This window comes from Streptomyces sp. NPDC058665 (assembly GCF_042714995.1).
Lineage (GTDB): Bacteria > Actinomycetota > Actinomycetes > Streptomycetales > Streptomycetaceae > Streptomyces.
The window spans coordinates 112,604-129,211 of the sequence record NZ_JBHXRX010000008.1 but is presented as its reverse complement, the minus strand read 5'-3'; the positions used below and the strand labels follow the sequence as shown (position 1 = coordinate 129,211).

14 protein-coding genes and 1 pseudogene are annotated in these 16,608 nt (G+C 68.3%); 6 read left to right on the top strand and 9 right to left on the bottom strand.

The window, feature by feature from the left end:
* Positions 1–105: 105 nt before the first annotated feature.
* Positions 106–1,602, bottom strand: a complete 1,497-nt coding sequence (locus tag ACFWV8_RS07445) for an aldehyde dehydrogenase (protein ID WP_384198819.1) — start codon at positions 1,600–1,602, stop codon at positions 106–108.
* 203 nt (positions 1,603–1,805) lie between these two features.
* Here ACFWV8_RS07445 and ACFWV8_RS07440 point away from each other — a divergent pair, with 203 nt between their 5' ends.
* The 3 genes and pseudogenes from ACFWV8_RS07440 to ACFWV8_RS07430 form a co-directional block, all read left to right on the top strand.
* Positions 1,806–2,372, top strand: a complete 567-nt coding sequence (locus tag ACFWV8_RS07440; protein WP_384198818.1) for a TetR family transcriptional regulator — start codon at positions 1,806–1,808, stop codon at positions 2,370–2,372.
* A 43-nt stretch (positions 2,373–2,415) separates the two neighbouring features.
* Positions 2,416–3,291, top strand: coding sequence for an oxaloacetate decarboxylase (locus ACFWV8_RS07435; protein WP_384198817.1), 876 nt, complete (start codon positions 2,416–2,418; stop codon positions 3,289–3,291).
* Between the two features lie 264 nt (positions 3,292–3,555).
* Positions 3,556–3,906 (top strand): annotated as a pseudogene (locus ACFWV8_RS07430) (ISAzo13 family transposase); the annotation flags it as partial.
* Positions 3,907–4,137: 231 nt separating this feature from the next.
* On the opposite strand, the gene ACFWV8_RS07425 reads toward ACFWV8_RS07430, so the two are convergent.
* Entirely contained in the window at positions 4,138–5,121 is a 984-nt protein-coding gene (locus ACFWV8_RS07425; RefSeq protein WP_384198816.1) for an aldo/keto reductase, read from the bottom strand.
* 98 nt (positions 5,122–5,219) lie between these two features.
* On the opposite strand from ACFWV8_RS07425, the gene ACFWV8_RS07420 reads away from it, so the two are divergent.
* Positions 5,220–5,723: a hypothetical protein gene (locus tag ACFWV8_RS07420; RefSeq protein WP_384198815.1), complete on the top strand. Its 504-nt coding sequence runs from the start codon at positions 5,220–5,222 to the stop codon at positions 5,721–5,723.
* Positions 5,724–5,927: 204 nt separating this feature from the next.
* Here the strand turns inward: ACFWV8_RS07420 and ACFWV8_RS07415 are convergent, their stop codons facing one another.
* The 7 genes from ACFWV8_RS07415 to ACFWV8_RS07385 form a co-directional block, all read right to left on the bottom strand.
* Entirely contained in the window at positions 5,928–6,548 is a 621-nt protein-coding gene (locus ACFWV8_RS07415) for a TetR family transcriptional regulator (RefSeq protein WP_384198814.1), read from the bottom strand.
* A 613-nt stretch (positions 6,549–7,161) separates the two neighbouring features.
* Positions 7,162–8,157 (bottom strand): LacI family DNA-binding transcriptional regulator, encoded by a 996-nt coding sequence (locus tag ACFWV8_RS07410; protein ID WP_384198813.1) that lies wholly within the window; start codon positions 8,155–8,157, stop codon positions 7,162–7,164.
* A gap of 101 nt (positions 8,158–8,258) precedes the next feature.
* Positions 8,259–9,368: a glycoside hydrolase family 172 protein gene (locus ACFWV8_RS07405; RefSeq protein WP_384198812.1), complete on the bottom strand. Its 1,110-nt coding sequence runs from the start codon at positions 9,366–9,368 to the stop codon at positions 8,259–8,261.
* Positions 9,369–9,580: 212 nt separating this feature from the next.
* On the bottom strand, positions 9,581–10,486 hold the full coding sequence (locus ACFWV8_RS07400) for a carbohydrate ABC transporter permease (protein ID WP_384198811.1): 906 nt from the start codon (positions 10,484–10,486) through the stop codon (positions 9,581–9,583).
* Positions 10,483–11,433, bottom strand: coding sequence for a sugar ABC transporter permease (locus tag ACFWV8_RS07395; protein WP_329378555.1), 951 nt, complete (start codon positions 11,431–11,433; stop codon positions 10,483–10,485). The genes ACFWV8_RS07400 and ACFWV8_RS07395 overlap by 4 nt, the downstream gene beginning before the upstream one ends.
* Positions 11,434–11,441: 8 nt before the next feature.
* Positions 11,442–12,791 (bottom strand): ABC transporter substrate-binding protein, encoded by a 1,350-nt coding sequence (locus tag ACFWV8_RS07390; RefSeq protein WP_384198810.1) that lies wholly within the window; start codon positions 12,789–12,791, stop codon positions 11,442–11,444.
* A complete protein-coding gene (locus tag ACFWV8_RS07385) occupies positions 12,788–14,269 on the bottom strand; it encodes a GH32 C-terminal domain-containing protein (RefSeq protein ID WP_384198809.1) in 1,482 nt (493 codons plus the stop codon). Before ACFWV8_RS07385 ends, ACFWV8_RS07390 begins: the two co-directional genes overlap by 4 nt.
* 140 nt (positions 14,270–14,409) lie before the next feature.
* Here ACFWV8_RS07385 and ACFWV8_RS07380 point away from each other — a divergent pair, with 140 nt between their 5' ends.
* Together ACFWV8_RS07380 and ACFWV8_RS07375 are read left to right on the top strand one after the other, a co-directional pair.
* Positions 14,410–15,423, top strand: a complete 1,014-nt coding sequence (locus tag ACFWV8_RS07380) for a carbohydrate kinase (RefSeq protein WP_384198808.1) — start codon at positions 14,410–14,412, stop codon at positions 15,421–15,423.
* 138 nt (positions 15,424–15,561) lie between these two features.
* Positions 15,562–16,587 (top strand): LacI family DNA-binding transcriptional regulator, encoded by a 1,026-nt coding sequence (locus ACFWV8_RS07375; protein ID WP_384198807.1) that lies wholly within the window; start codon positions 15,562–15,564, stop codon positions 16,585–16,587.
* Positions 16,588–16,608 lie beyond the last annotated feature (21 nt).

The window sequence follows — 16,608 nt, the reverse complement described above, 5'->3', positions numbered from 1 at the left end:
CGCCCCTCCCCCCCCCACTCCCCCTTTTCGGCCCGGCCTTGAGTTTTTTTTTCGGGGGGCGCCGCCCGCCCCCCGGCCCCCCCCCCACACCGGCCGGCTGACCGGTTACGAAGAGGCCCCGGCAGCGACCTCCGGCAAGGCGTCCAGAACGATTGTCTTCATTTCCAGATAGGACTTCAGACCTTCCTCACCACCCTCCCTGCCTACGCCGGACTGCTTGAATCCACCATGTGCGATGCTGAAGTCAGGCTTGAGTCCGTTCTGCGCGAGACTGCCGGCCTTGACGGCGGTCGCGATCCGGTAAGCCGCCGAGCTGTCGTTGGTGAAGATGGCACCGGCCAGACCGAATTTCGATTCGTTCGCCAAGCGGATGGCGTCATCGATATCCCGGTAGGTGGTCACACAGGCCACCGGGCCGAAGATCTCCTCTTGTGCGATCGTGGACATGTTGTCGACGTCGACAAAGAGCGTGGGCTCGAAGTAGTAGCCGGCCGCATGCGGCAGACGCCTGCCACCCGTGGCGAGCTTCGCTCCCTCCTCAAGTCCCTTCTGGACAAACCATTCGACCTTCTCGATCTGACGCCGAGTGGCCAGCGGTCCCATCGTCGTCTCCGGCGCGTACGGGTCTCCGACCGTGATCTTCTCCAGCTTCCGGACCATCGAGGCGATGAATTCATCCTTGAGGCTCTCGGGGATCAGATAACGCGTCATATTGACGCAGACCTGACCGCTGACCTCGGACAGACTCGACGCCATAACGTCGGTGACCTGGTCGATATCGGCATCCTCCAGCACGATCGCCGGTGACTTTCCGCCGAGTTCGAGGGCGACACGGGCCACCCGATCTGCGCAGACCGCGGCAATGCGCTTGCCGGTTTCGGTACTGCCCGTGAAGCTGACCTTGTCGACCCCGGGCCGCCGTACGAGATAGTCGGAAGCGTCGCGGTCCGCCACGATGACATTCAGCACACCCGGCGGGAAGCCGGCTGCCTCGGCGCATTCGGCGAGAATGTACGCCTCAAGAGGGGTCTCCGGAGACGGCTTGAGGACGACGGTGCACCCTGCCATCAGGGCCGGGGCGACCTTGATCGCGGTCGAGAAGAACGGCGCGTTCCACGGGACGATCGCGGCCACGACACCGACTGGCTCCTGGCGCACCAGGGCGACGCTGTCCGGATACGCAGTCGGGCGCTGCTCCTCCCACGGGAAGGAAGCGGCCGTCTTCACCTGCGCCTCGAAGAAGTCGACCGCCATGGCGTAGCCGACCGCGGCGTAGTCATGGGCCACGCCGATCTGGCCCGTCCACGCGTGCGCGAGTTCCTCGATCCTGCCCCGCAGACGTTCCGCGAGCCTGGTGATGTACTCGCTCCGCTCGGCGGGGTTCATCAGCGGCCAGGGGCCCTGGTCGAACGCGTGACGAGCCGCCGCCACGGCGCGGTCGACATCGACCTCGCCGGCCGCCGCCACCTGACCCGTCACCGCCTCCGTCGTCGGCGATATGAGATCGAAGCGCGAGGTGGAACTCGACGGTGTCCACTCACCGCCGATGTAATGCCTGTCGGGGTGCGCTACCTGAACTTTTCCGTCAAAAAAGGTTGCCATTACCGAGCCCTCCGAACTTCTTGGTGAATGTGACGAGACCCGCGGGAACCGTTCGCGGCCGATGCCGGCTGCCCCGGGCGAGACCGAGAGGCGCCGAGGGGCGCCGGGGCGCGAGACCCCGAAACGAACTGGTTCGTTTGTGAAGCGACCGTAGCTGCGGGCGGATCCAGTGTCAAACGAACCAGTTCGTTTATACTGGTGCCATGGATAGAGCCCAAGCCAGTCGTCGTCGTTTGCTGGAGGCGGCGGCCACCGAGTTCGCCGAGCACGGCCTCGCCGGTGCACGAGTGGATCGCATCTCGGCCGCCGCGCAGGTCAGCAAGGCGCAGCTGTACTCGTACCACGCCAGCAAGCAGGAGCTTTTCGACGAGGTGTTGCGGCAGCTCGTCGACGAGATCGTCGATACCGTGCCGTTGACCGCCGACGGCGTCGCCGACTACGCCGCCCGGCTGTACGACGCCTATGTACGAAGTCCCCATCTGCTGCGGTTGGCCGCTTGGGCGCGGCTCGAACGCTCCCCTACGGGGCCCCTCTTCTCGCCGGCGTCATCCGCCCCGAAGGTCGCGGTCATCGCCGAGGGCCAGAGGAACGGAGTTCTCGACGCGTCGCTCCCCGCCGCCGATGCCTACGACATCCTCGTCGGACTCGCCATGACCTGGGCGCCCACCAGCGTCACCTACACCGCCAGCGGCGACGACCCCGTCGCCGACCACGAACGGCGCCGCGCCAGCCTGGCGACGGCAGTCCAACGGCTCTTCGCTCCCCGGTGAGCGCATTCGGATCGGGATGTCTGACGTGAAAAGAACAAAGCGTTTGCGTGAGCTGCTGAGCGCGGGCCCCGTTCTCGCGCCGGGGTGCTATGACGCCTTCTCCGCGCGCCTGATCGAGATCACCGGGTTCCGGGCCGCCTACCTGTCGGGCTTCAGCGTCGAAGCGACCCAGCTCGGGGCCCCTGATCTGGGGATCCTCACCCTGACCGAACTCGCGCAGCATGCCGCGCGAGTCACCTCCGCCGTCGATATTCCGGTCATCCTCGACGGCGAGGCGGGGTTCGGAGGTGTTCTCAACATACGTCGCGCGGTCCGCGAGTTGGAGCGGGCGGGCGTCGCCGGCATGCACATAGAGGACCAGGTCAGCCCCAAGCGTTGCCCGCTCCTCGCCGGACGGCAGGTGGTCGGCCGGGAAGACGCCCTCCAGAGGGTCAAGGCGGCGTGCGCGGCGAGGACGGACCCGGACTTCGTCATCATCGCTCGAACGGATGCCGACGGTCTCGGTGTCGAGGAGGTGATCGAACGCTGCAACCGGTACATCGAGGCCGGTGCCGACATGGTCATGCCGATGCTGCTGGACGCTACCGAGCCCGGCTGGGGCACACTGACCCCCGAGGCACAGATGGAACTCATGCGGTCCGTCGCCGCACACGTCGACGGACCGGTCATGGGGATGGGGACCATCCCCGCCGGATACTCCTTCGAGCACATGGGGGAAGCGGGGATATCCCTCGTCACCACCGCCGCCACCACACTGAGTGTGGCGGCGAACGCGATCAAGGAGCACTTGTCCGGCCTCCACGCGACCGGTATCTGCCCTCAGCCCGAGGGCCCGTTCGGGGACCCCATGGCCATCCTCGAAGCCGTCCATCTGGCCGAGTACACGGATTTCGAAGCGCGATGCGAGGGAGTTTCCTGAACCGGCACCGCCCCACGACTCCGTCAGGGACCTCCGGAAGAGCGACGAACAGGAGGCCCCTGCGGGGAAATCAGATCACCGACCGGTGGGAACGTGTGCCAACGGTTCATCGATGTCGGTCGGGCCGCAGGAACCGCCGAACGGTGTCGACCTGCCTGGCGTAGCACCTGCGTACCGCCTCACCCACCAGCGGTTCACTGGCGGCGCAGTTGGTGTGGAACCGCAGGATGGTCCGGTCCGCGACGAGCGTGGCATACCCGGCGCGTGCAGCCTCCAGCGCGACCTCGGGCGCGGGCCGATCAGTTCCTTCTCCATCTCGATGAGCGGCGCCGTCGGATCTACCTGGCCAGTGAGGCCGCAGCGCTTGGCCATGGCGGGATCTCGCTGGTGATGGCCGCTTCTGGCGCCAGTGCGGCCACCATTGCACGTGGTATCTCCGAGCTGTCCAGGTGCCCTTTGCCGGCGGGGCGGATCCGGGCTCCAGGAGCCGGCCGTAAGCCGGTGACGGCCACCGACCCCGCTCTGCTGCCCGCGCTCGAAGCTCTGATCGAGCCGCACACCCGGGGCGATCCGGTCTCAACCCGGGACGCCACCGGCAAGGGAGTGCGTGAACTCATCGACGAGCGGCGCCTGCTGGCAGGCGCCCGATGGGATGCCCTGCCCGTGGCCGACCACCTTGGCTTCACCGATCCCGCGGACTTCGGCCGCTTCTTCCGCGACCGCACCGTTCTCGCCCCGGCCGCCTTCGCGGTCCGCGACACCACGACCTACCCGTGACGGCGGCCGGGCTCCGGATGTTCATGCGGCGGGACCGGTGGTCGATTCGCAGGTCCGCTCGTGTGGGGGTCAGACCCAGTTGGGGGCATGCTCTTCGGCGTAGCGGGCGCCGAATCCACCGTTCGGGAGGATCTCGCGGATCGCGGCGAGATCGCCCTCGGTGAGGGCGACGTCGGCCGCGCGGGCGTTCTCTTCCATACGGGCGGCGCTGCGGGTGCCTGGGATCGGCACGATGTGCTCGCCCTGGGCGAGCAGCCAGGCCAGCGCGAGCTCGGAGACGGTGATGCCCTTGGCCGTGGCCAGCCGGCCCAGCCGGTCCACGGCTTCGACGTTCTTCTCGAAGTTGCCGGGCTGCCAGCGCGGGTCGGTGTTGCGCAGGTCGGTGGCGTCGTACTGTCCCGCGGGCTTCGCGGTACCGGTGATGAAGCCGCGGCCGAGGGGCGAATAGGGAACAAAGCCGATGCCGAGCTCCTTCAGGAGCGGGAAGAACTGCTCGACCTCGCGCTCGAAGAGCGAGTACTCGGTCTGCAGGACCGAGACCGGCTGGACGGCGTGCGCCTTGCGGATCGTCTCCGGGCCCGCCTCGCTCAGGCCGAAGTACTTCACCTTGCCCGCGTCGATCAGTTCCTTCACCGTCCCCGCGACCTCCTCGATCGGCACGTCCGGGTCGACCCGGTGCTGATAGAAGACGTCGATCTGGTCGACGCCCAGATAGCGCAGGCTGTTGTCGGCGACCTTGCGGATGTTGTCGGGGCGGCTGTTGAGGCCGAACCCCTGGGACAGGTCGGACAGGTCGTAGCCGAACTTGGTGGCCAGTACGACCTCGTCGCGGAAGTCCTTGACCGCCTTGCCGACCAGGATTTCGTTGGAGCCGGTGCCCCAGCCGTAGAGCTCGGCGGTGTCGAAGAAGGTGACGCCCAGGTCGTGGGCGCGGCGGATGGCGGCGATACCCGCTTCCTCGTCTCCGGGGCCGTAGGCCATGGTCAGGCCCATCGAGCCGTAGCCGATCGCCGAGACGGCGAGGCCCTGGGTGCCGAGTGTCCTGTCTTGCATGAGGATCTCCTGACGTGAAACCAAACAGTTCGGTTTGAAGGCTACGCCGACCACTGCGCGGCGTCAAACCAAACGGTTTGGTCGGATAGCTTGGAGATATGAGAGGCGCCGGGACCAGCAAGGAACGCGTCTACGCCTGCTTCTCCAGCAAGGTGGCCTTCGTCTCCGCGCAGGAGCCGGCGGCCGTGGCCGATGCGACCCGCATGGACCCCACCGACCAGCCCGGTTACGCCGGCCACCTCCATGAATACTTCACCGAACGCCCCGACCGCTTCCGAGAATCAGTGGCCCACAAGATCGAGCAGATCCACGAGGCCCAGGAAGCCGGCCATCTGGACGCAGGGTGGGACCCGGTCGGCATCCTGGTCTTCGTCCGCCAGATCGCCACGCCCTGGGCTGTACAGCCTGACCTGCTGCCCCGTACGGCGAGGATCGCGCCACGTTCCTGGCTGCGCGCCGAGCTGCCATCGTCGCGGCCGTCGAGCGCCTGTTTCCCGCGACCGCGAAGAACTGACCGCGCCACGAGCACTCGAAGTGGCGCCTCGCTTCATTGGCTGGTGACCGAGCACTGTCGCATCTCGTCAATATCGAACAGCGGGTGACCGTGACGCCCTCCAGATGCAGCGCTGATCTGCATTCCCGTCCACGGATCCTCGGGCCCGCCGGGGGTCAGCGCGGCCCCCAGTTCACGCCGCCGCCGCGCGGCGGGGGCCGCACTCACCCTCGGTGGTGGCGCCTGGCTCGCGGGTCTGCTGCAGCGGTGCTGAGGCGCGATGCAGATTTTTCGGAGTCCGGCGGTCTGAGGCTCAGTGTGGGCGGGGGAACAGGCGCTCGACGGCGGTGACCAGGGCCGCGCGGCGTGCACCGACGGAGGTGTCCGCGGCCAGCTTGGCCGCGGCGGCGCCGATCTCCGGTTGACCTGCCCAGGTGGTGGCGATCTGGTTGATCAGGGCGAGCACGTCGACCGGATCCCAGGCGGCATCGATCAGGCCGGCGCGCTGCGCGTCGCGGAGCTGTCCGACCTTGCCGGTGATGGTGGTCCGCAGGGGGTCAACCGTGGCGCTATCGGCTTCGCCGTCGCCGAGTTCGAGGCGGCCCCAGGTGATGAGTCGATAGTGGTCCGGGTGGGCTGTGAAGTGGTCGAAGAGGATGCCTGCGTAGCCGGGCAAATCGGCCGGGTCCAAGTGGGTGGCCTCGACGAGCGCGGCCGTTTCGTGCTCGGCGATGTGGTGATAGAGGGCCTCTTTGCTGCTGAAGTAGGCGTAGACCCGTTCCTTGCTGGTCCGCGCCTGCTTGGCGAGGCGGTCCACTCGGGCGCCGGCGATGCCGTACCGGGCGAACTCATCCCTCGCCGCGGCGAGGATCCGCTGCCGGGTGTCGGCGGTAGAGGAGTTCGAGGTCTTACGGGGGACGGCAGAGCGAGGCATAAGGACACGATAGGCGACCAAACCGTTCGGTCTGCCAGGCCAGCAGGCAGGTCTTCTCTCCGGGGGGCGGGCGATCCGGAACGCAGAACGGCCATGAACCCGGCACGGACGGCCTGTTCGGACCGGTTCTGCGGCGAGTTCGTGGCGACGGGCGGCGGCCCGGGTAGCAGCGGCTGACGCTGCGGAAGGCCTTGAAGTCGGTGCCCCCGCCGCCGAGGAACGTGTCCAACCCGACTGGATGCCGGTGGCTGCGGTGACCGAACAGCCTCGCCCCCGGCCTCTACAACGAGCCGCTCGAACTGATGCGGGCAGCGCACCTCGACGACTACACCGTCTTCGAGCACAAAGTGACCGCCGACCCCGCCAAGCCCGCACCGGCCACTACAAACGACGAGGACACACCACACCCGAAACCAACCACCCGTCAACAACAACACCGTTGCAGCACTGGCCCGACCATCGCTGCGAAGACGTGGAGCGCGGTGTAGATCGTTTCCGTGGAGGTAGTGGAATGGTTTGCCCACTACTCAAGTATGTGTGCCAAGCCCGCAGGAGAGCTACCTCGTTGGCGTTCGGACTGCCACCACACGGCGTTCGCAGCAGGTCGCGAGACCTATGTGGAGAAGCGTTCGATGACAGGGCAGGCGACACGTGTGCGGGTCGGGCTGGGGACCTCGCCAGCAGTACTGGATGCTTCGATCAGCCAGTTGAGGCTGCGGTGGCCGAGTTCGTAGTGGGGCAGGGCGACCGTGGTGAGGGCTGGGCGCAGGTGGGCCGCGATGACCTCCTGGTTGTCGAAGCCGACGACCGCCATGTCCCGTGGGATGTGCAGCCCATGGGTGCGCAGGGCGTCGTAAAGCCCCATCGCGACCCGGTCGTTGTAGCAGAACACCGCGGTCGGCCGGGGGTTGAGGTCCAGCAGTTGCATGCCCGCGTCGTAGCCGCCCTCTTGTTCGGGCGTCGTGGTGAGGACGAGGTTCTTGTCGAAGCGGATGCCCGCCGCGCGCAGGGCCTCGCGATAGCCGCGCAACCGTCCCGTGGTGGCGGGTGCCGGCAGAGCGCTGTTGATGAAGGCGATACGGCGGTGGCCGCCGGCGATCAGTACGTCGGTCGCGGCCCTTCCGCCGCCCGCCTCGTCGGGTACGAAGGACTGGACGTGATCGCCGCGTGCGTAGCAGTTCGCGAGCACGACGGGCAGGCCGGACAGCTCGGTGGGCACCGAGACCTGGCGGTGGTACCAGGTGGAGTAGATGACGCCGTGCACTTGGTGGTCGAGCATCGTGCTGATGACGTCGCGGGACGCTTGGGGATCGGACTCGGTGTTGGCCATGAGCATCACGTATCCGCGCGCGCGGGCCGCGTCCTGCACGCCGCGGATCATGTCTCCGGCGAAAGGCGTGGTGGCGACCGAGTCGGTGATCAGGCCGATGAAGGACGACCGGGCGCGGCTGAGGTTCTGGGCCATGGCGTTGGGCCGGTAGCCGAGTTCGTCCGCGACTTCCAGGACCCGGCGTCTGGTCTCGGCGGAGACCTTCGAGGCTCCGTTGTCGTTGATGGCGAAGGAAGCCGTCGTCAGGGACACGCCCGCCCGGGTCGCGACGTCCTGCATCGTGATGCGGCCGCTCCTCTTCCGGGGAGCCCGTGCCACCACCCGTTACCTCCACCCCCCGCAGGGGTTCGTTCATGTCGCCCCAGCAGGCCTTCCGCGCGTCAGCGCGGACGGCGCGACACCGCGGCGGGCAGCGGATCGCGCGAGGCGAGTGGGACGTCCTGGTACCAGTACGCGACCGATGATACGTCGTCACGCCGCTCGAACAGGTCCCTCCCGTCGTGGCCGATCTGCTGCACGGTGACCTTGAGGTCCTGCTCGAAGTAGACCGGATCCTGCACGTGCCAGCGGTACAGGCCGTGCTGGGGCACAGCGGGGGTGGCATACGGCGACCAGCCGGTCCGGTCCTCGGTCAGATACTGCGGATGACCCTGGTACGGGGAGTTGTACACCGCCACCTTGTGGTCCGCGCCCGGCGCGAGCACGTCCTGGAAGGCCCAGGCACCACCGGCGTAGTCCTCCAGTCCGGTGCCGCAGATCGTCGGGCTGTCGGTGTCGCCGTCGAGGAAGAACTTCACCTCGCCCTCACCCCACCAGAAGCGCTCCAGGGCCGCCACCGCGATGTGTGTGCCGACGTACGCCCCCCTGCCCTTCGCCCCGTCCAGGATCACATGGTCCCGGGCGGTCTCCGTCAGGGGTGTACGGCTCCACAGCGCGTGGAAGTAGGGTGCGGCGTCCAGCAGGCGGGCGTCGTCGACCCGGACGTGGTCGATCTGGAAGAACACCGCGTCGATCGGGCCGGGGTGTTCGCTGGAGAGCGTCAGCCGTGCGCGGCGGCGGAACGGCATCGGGAAGTAGCTGTTCATGCCGCCGGTGGGGAGCACCGCGACGGGCAGCGAGACGACTTCGGCGCGGGTGGCGAAGCCGTTGCAGAAGAAGTCCCCGAGCGGGACCTCGACCGACGGCTCCGGGGCCTCGTCCCAGTAGGCGCGCAGGACCAGGTCGCGCAGGACGAAGGGGCCCGCCGACGTGCTGTCCGGGACCGTCAGCCATAGGTGGGTGATGATCCCCGGGCCGTCGATGTCGGCGAGGACGAGGGTCTCGCCGGGGCCGAGCGGGAGGCAGGGACGGCCTTTGCGGCCGGGGCCGAGAGGGGAGGCGGCGGTACCGCCGGCCCCTTTCGCTCCTGTGGGATTCTCCGCGGTCACCGAACGGCTGCGGACGGCGCCGCCGGTGTTCCAGGGGGTGAGTACCGGGATGAACGGGAACATGGTGATCCTCGGATGACGGGGCGGGGCAGGGCAGTTGGTCGTGAGCCGGGTCAGGGTCTGTCGTTTGGATCAGGCCGGATGAGGGAGCGGGGTCTGGTGCGTGCGGTCGCAAGGCGGAGGAGGGAGACGACGCGGAGCGTCGGCGACTGACGACAACGCGGCGGGCGTGCGTGCCAGGGGCCGCGAGCCCGGCAAGATCCAAACGACAGACCCTAGGTCCGGCTGGTGCCGGACAGGCCGCGGACGACCACCTTGCTGAAGACCAGGAACGCCAGGACGAGCGGGGTGACGGTCACGGACACGGCTGCGAACGTGGCGGTCCAGTCGGTGGAACCCATCGACCCGAGGTAGCTCTGCAGGCCGAGCGGCACGGTCTTCTTCTCCGTGCTCAGGATGAAGGTGTTGGCGAAGATGAAGTCGTTCCAGATGAAGATGGTGTTGACGAACACCACCGTGGCCACCGTCCCCAGGGACATGGGTGTGGTGATCCACCAGAACAGCCGGTAGGGCCCGCAGCCGTCGAGCGCCGCGGCTTCGTACGTCTCCTTCGGCACGTAGGAGTAGAAGCTCATGAAGAGGAAGATCGACATGGGCAGCGCGAAGCCGACCTGCGGAAGGATCACCGAGGGGTAGGTGTCCAGGAGGCCCACGTTCGTGTAGTTGATGAACAGCGGTACCAGCGCCACCTGTACGGGGACCACGATGCCCAGCAGGAAGAGGCCGAGCACCAGACGGCTGAAGCGGAACCCGAGTACCTGCAGCGCGTAGGCGCCCATCATGCCGAGGACCACGATGAGGATGTCCGCCACCACCGTGATCAGGGCGCTGTTGAGGAGGAACCGGGGGATGTCGCCGTTCTCGAAGGCGCGGGTGAGGTTGTCGAGCGTGGGGCTGGTCGTCACCGCCAGCGGATTGCCCGAGGCGAAGTCCTTCGCCGGGCGCAGGCTCGTGGTGACGAGCCAGAAGAACGGATACACCTGGAGCAGCAGGACCAGCGTGATCAGGATCTTGGACAGGCGGGGCGCGGTGAAGAAGCGCACGCGCATTCTCTTGCGGTCCTGCGGGGCCGGAGCCGCCGGTCCGGCGGCGGAGCCTCGTATGTCGGTCGTCGTGCTCACAGCAGCGCCTCTCCTCTGCGTCGCAGCAGCGCGACGATGATGCCGACGGCCACCACGCACTCCGCGACGATGAATACCGAGATGGCGCTGGAATAGCCGTAGTCGGTGCTGGTGAACGCCGTCTTGTACATGTAGGTCGTCAGGAGTTCGGTCGACACACCGGGCCCTCCGTTGGTGAGCAGGTAGGGGACGTCGAAACCGCGCAGGCCGTACGTGGTCGCCATGACCAGCGTGGTGAGCCACACCGGACGCAGATGCGGCATCCGGATCTGGAAGAAGATCCGCGTCTCCGAGGCCCCGTCGAGCCGCGCCGCCTCCTCGACCTCACGCGGGACGGTGAGCAGCCCGGCCAGCAGGATCACGGTGTACAGGCCCATGAACCGCCAGCCCTCCGGAACCGAGACCGAGACGAGTGCGGTGTGGATGTCCGACAGCCACGGCCGGGCGAGCCCATCCAGGCCCACCGCGCCGAGCATCTGGTTGATCAGGCCCTCGGGCTCGGAGGAGTAGATCCGCTGGAAGAGCAGCGCGATGGCCACCGTGGACAGCACCGCCGGCAGCAGGTAGAGCACCCTGAGTGTGTCGCGCCCACGCCGCAGGTAGGTGAGGGCGTTGGCGACGAGCAGTGCCCCGCCCAGCTGGATGACCAGATTGATCGCCAGGTAGATCACGGAGTGCAGGGCGGAGCTGCGGAACGTGGTGTCGGTGGTGAGCAGCGTCCGGTAGTTGTCCAGGCCGATGAACTTCATCGCGGTGATGCCGTCCCACCGGAAGAAGCTCAGGAAGAGCGACTCGCCGATCGGGAAGGCCACGGTCGCCAGGTAGACCAGCAGAGGCGGCAGGAGGAACACGGCCACCGCGCGGCCGTTGCGTCCCGGCAGTACGCCGGAGCTGCCGCGGGAGCGCGTACCGGGCCCACCGCTCCGTGACTTTCTTGTGCGGCTCATGACGGACCTCATTTGACGAAAAATCTCGGGGAATTGATGATGACGGCCTCGTCGACGCTCTTCTCGAATTCCCGCGGGCTGATGTTTCCCTGTGCGAGCAGGACGAGATTCTGCTGTACGACGTTGTTGGTGGTCGGGTCGAGTTCGGTGTCCCACGGCTTGGCGGTCCTTGTGCCGAGCCGGTCGGCCTCCCGAAGCACCTGCCCGTACACCGGAGTCGCCCCGTCGGGAATCGCCGTCGGTGTGTCCGTGGTCGGCGAGATCTGTCCCAGTGCCGCGTATTTGGCCGGGTACCGCGCGACCAGGTATTTGAGGAAGTCCTTCACCAGTGGGTCGAAATTCTGGGCGTTGACGGCCATGCCGATCCCGGAACTGACCACGTAGTCGCCGGGGCCGGTGACGGCTCCCCGGGTCGTCGGCAGGGTGAAGTAACCGACGTCGTCACGCACCGACTTGGGCAACGTGTCGGTGGCCAGGAGTCCGAGGTCCCAGGTGCCGTCGTTGATCATCGCCGCCCTGCCGGTGGTGAACAGGTCGGTGGCGTCGGTGTAGCCGGCCGAGGAGAAGCCGTCCGCGAAGCAGCCGGCTTTGCCCAGTCGCGAGACGAATTCCGCACCGGACTTCCCGGCGGGGTCGCTCATCTTCGCGTCGCCCTTCTTGAGCTTCTTGACGAAGTCGTTCCCCTGGAGGCGGAAGGGGTAGTACGCGAGATAGCGTTCCAGGGGCCAGCCGTCCTTTCCGTCGAGGGCGATGGGGATATAGCCCTTGGCGCGCAGCGGTTCGCAACTGGCGATGAACTCGTCGAGGGTCTTCGGCGGGGCGATCCCGGCCTTCTGGAAGGTCTTCTTGTTGTACCAGAAGTACTCCATGGCGAATTCCAGCGGCAGCCCGTAGATACCGCCGTTGTCGAACTGCTGGTACTGGAGGGCGAGCGGCCTGAACCGGTCCTTCGCGCCGAACTCCTCCAGGAGATTGCCGACATCCACGAGCCTGTTCTGCTTGCGCAGCTTCTCGGCGAAGGGCGTGGCGTCCTCGTCGAAGAGTTCGGGCAGTTTCTTCGCGGCGGCCAGCATCTCGACCTTCTGCAGATAGGACGGCCGGTCCGGGGTGGAGATGATGTTGAGCTTGAAACCGGGGTGGCTCTTGCCGTACTCCGCCGCGACCTCGGCAACCGCCTTGATCACCGGACCGTCGCTGGGCCTGGAGTTGAGCCAGGTGATCGTGCGGGGTTCGACAGGTCCGGAGACGGACCCCCGTACCGCCTCCGGCGAACCCACCGACGTACCGCAGCCGGTGGCCACGCCGAGGACGCACACCATCAGGCCCGCCAGTGACCACATCCCGCGCCGACTGTTCATCCGTCCTCACCTTCCGTACGTACGCGCACCGCGATGTCGGTGAACCGCGCCGACCCGTCACCGACGAAGAAGCCGAGCCCGCCGGTCCGGCGGTCGTACATCCGCCCCGACATCGCGATCTCTCCGTCCAGGTAGGCCACATAGGCCGAGTCGTCGATCAGGACCTCCAGCTGGTGGGGGATCCCGGGTTCGAGTGGCGCGGGCCGCTCCAGTTCCACCGCGTGGGGCACGTCGCCCGCCAGCTGCCACTGGTGCGGGCCCTGGTCGGCGCGCGGCCAGCGGTCGAAGACCATCCGGCGGCGCGGCGGTTCGAGCCGCAGGAAGTAGCCCTCGTCGCAGTCGTCGCTGCCGCGCAGCACGAGGCCGCACTCCCGGGTGCCCGGCGTGAACGACACCGTGGTGGTCACCAGGCAGCGTACGGGCAGGTCCGCCGCCCACAAGGTGGCCAGCGACTCCGGCGCCGCGCACTCCACGGCGTCGGCGCCGACGGACCACGAGCCGTTCAGCGGCCGGGGCTCCGGCGTCTTGAGAACCGTACCGAACGACGCGCGCACCGCGCCGGGCATGGCCGCCGCCAGACTGCCGTCGTCCCTGGCGGTGATCTCGTGGACGGCGAGGTCGCCCGCCCACTCCCAGGCCCCCGCGTCCCGCACACCCTGGCGGGTGGGAATCCAGCCGAAGGCGAACCGGCGACCGCCGTCGCCCGCGGTCTTCGCCGCGTAGAAGCCCCGGGCGTCGATCCCGTCGTCCGCCGGTGTCCGCCACGGTCCGTCCGGCCCGTCGGCCACGCGGTATCTGGTCGCGAAGCGCTCGGAGAACTCCGAGTACAGCAGATACCAGCGGCCGTCCAGTTCGAACACGTCGGGGCACTCGTGCGTGATGAATCGCGACGGCGCGGAGAACGGCTCGGTGACCGTCCACGTACTCAGGTCCCCGGAGACCGCGCGCGCAACGCAGCCGCGCCGCCGCCGCGGTCCTATGGTGGTCCTGGCCGCGAGCAGCATCGTGAACTCGTCCGCGCCGGGGGCCCGGAAGACGAACGGATCACGCCAGTCCGCCGGGTCGTAGCGGTCCGCGGGGGCGTGGAAGGTGTCCTCTGGCAGCTTCGTCCAGGTCAGCAGGTCGTCGCTGACGGCGTGCATCACCGCCTGGAGCGGTACCCCGGTGGCGGGGTCCCGGACGGCCGGGTTGTATCCGGTGTAGAACAGGTGGTGCGTGCCCTCGTGCTCGATCACGCTGCCGGTGTACGCGTGCAGATCCTGGTCCAGCGGACCGCCGTGCGGCAGCACCTCGCCGCGATAGTCGAAGTCCACGAAGTCGCGGGTGCACGCCAGGTGCCAGGAGGTCCCCGCGTCGACGACCCCGCTGCGGGTCTCGTGCAGATAGAACAGCCAGAACCGGTCGTCCCAGAAGTAGGGGATCACGTCCCCCACCCATCCACCCGGCGGCCGGAAGAAGATCGGTGCGTCGCTCGGCACGTGTGAGACTCCTAAAGTAAAGCGCTTTACCTGCTTGATGGCGAGCACGTTACAACGTCGACACCGACAGGTAAAGCGCTTAGTCTCACCATGTTTTCCGCAGCCCGCGGATGACGGTCAGTCACTGGCGAAGGAGACCGATGACGCGAGAAGCGGCAACGCACGGGCAGACACGGGTGACCGTGGTGGGCGAGGTGCTGGTCGATCTGCTGTGGCGGGCGGGCGCCGACCTGATCGCACCGGCGGCCGGCGGAAGCCCGGCCAATGTGGCGGTGGGACTGCGGCGCCTGGGCCGCCCGGCCACCCTGGTGACCACCTGGGGCGAGGACCTGCCGGGGACACGGATCGCCGCCCATCTGGACGCCAGCGGGCTGGACGTCGTCCGCGTCCCGGGGACATCGGGACGGTCCACGGTCGCGCTGGCCTATCTGGACGACAACGGCTCGGCGACCTACGACTTCCTCGCCTCCTGGGACCCGGAGCGTCTGGAGATCCCCGACGGCACCGCCGTCCTGCACACCGGATCGCTGGCGGCGGTACTCGAACCGGGCGCGAGCGAGGTACTGAGGCTGTGCCGGCAGGCGGGCGCGTCGGACGGCTGCACCGTGGTGGTGGACCTCAACGTCCGCCCGGCCGTCCAGCCCGACCGGGACGCGTACCGCGCGGCCTGCCTGCGCCTGGCGGCGGTCGCCGACGTGGTGAAGGCGAGCGACGAGGATCTCGACTGGCTCTTCCCCGGGACGGCGCCCGACGCCGCCGCCCGTCTGCTGGCCGACCACGGGCCGCGACTGGTCGTGGTGACGCTGGGAGGCGAGGGCGCGCTCGCCGTCACGGCGAAGGAGGAAGTACGGGTCCCGGCTCGGAAGATCACCGTCGTCGACACCGTGGGGGCGGGGGACTCGTTCCAGGCCGCGCTCCTCGACGCGATCGCCGCCGGCTCAGGGCGGCCTGCGGGCGGGCCGGGCGGCGCCGACGGAGCGCGCGGTACGGGCCACAACACCCTTCCGGCCACAGCCGAGGAGATCCGGAGCGTCCTGACCCGATGCGTCGTCGCGGCGGCCATCACCTGCACACGCGCCGGGGCCAATCCCCCCACCGCCGCCGAACTCGACGCCGCCCTTGCCACCGCCCTTGATGCCCCCATCGAGGGCTGACGACGGAAATTTCTTCGATCGACACCCTTGACCGGGGCCTGCCCCGGGCGCACACTCATCGAAATCCACAGGTCATCGCGTCTTAACCGGGCGATGAAATGTAATGGATTACATGTAATGGATTGCAAGGAGCCGTCGATGGCAACGTACGAGGACATCGCGAAGGCCGCGGGAGTATCCACCGCGACGGTCTCCCGGGTGCTCTCCGGCAACGGCTCCACGGTCAGTGCCGCCCGGACGGAGAAGGTGCGCCGGGCGGCGGCGGCGCTGGGCTACCGGTCCAACCGGGCGGCGCGCACACTGCGCCGCCGGCAGGCCGACGCGGTGGGACTTGTCTTCTCCGACGTGGAGAACCCGTTCTTCGCGTCCATCGCCCGCGCGGTCGAGGACGTGGCCGCCCGCCGGGGCCACGCCGTACTGCTGTGCAACACCGACGAGGACCTGGAGCGTGAACGCTTCTACCTCGACCTCATGATGGAGGAACAGGTCGCGGGCGTGATCGTCGCCCCGTCCACCGAGGACCCGGCCCGGCTCGCCCCCCTGGCGGACGCCGGAATACCGACCGTGACCGTCGACCGCACCCTGCGGGGAAACCCCTTCGACAGTGTGCTGGTCGACAACCGGGCGGGCACCGAAGCTCTCGTACGTGATCTGCTGGACCACGGGCACCGCAGGCTCGCGGCGATCGTCGGTACGACGGCCGCCACCCCCAGCCGCGAGCGGCTGGCCGCCTGCGAGGCCGCGGTCGCCTCGGTGCCCGGCGCGAGCCTGCTGGTCGGCGAGGGCAAACTCCGCGACGCGGTCGGCACCGCGCGGACCATGGCACTGGCCGGCCGGCTCGCCCTGGAACTGCTGGAGTCGTCCGCCGAGCCCCCGACCGCGTTCTTCTGCGGCAACGCCGTCATCCTTCAGGGCGTGCTGGGAGCGCTGCACGGCGCCGGGCTGCGCGTCCCGGACGATGTCGCCCTCGTCGGCTTCGACGACCTGCCTCTGTTCACCCTGCTGGAGCGGCCACTGACCGTGGCCGCCCAGCCCACCGAGCAACTCGGCCGTACCGCCGCCGAATTGCTGTTCCAGCGCATGGACGAGCCGGCCGCCGCCGCCCGCGGTGTCCGGCTGCGTCCCGACGTCAGGCTCCGCCGCTCCTGCGGTGGCGGGCACTGACACCCGGCCGCCGTACGCCAT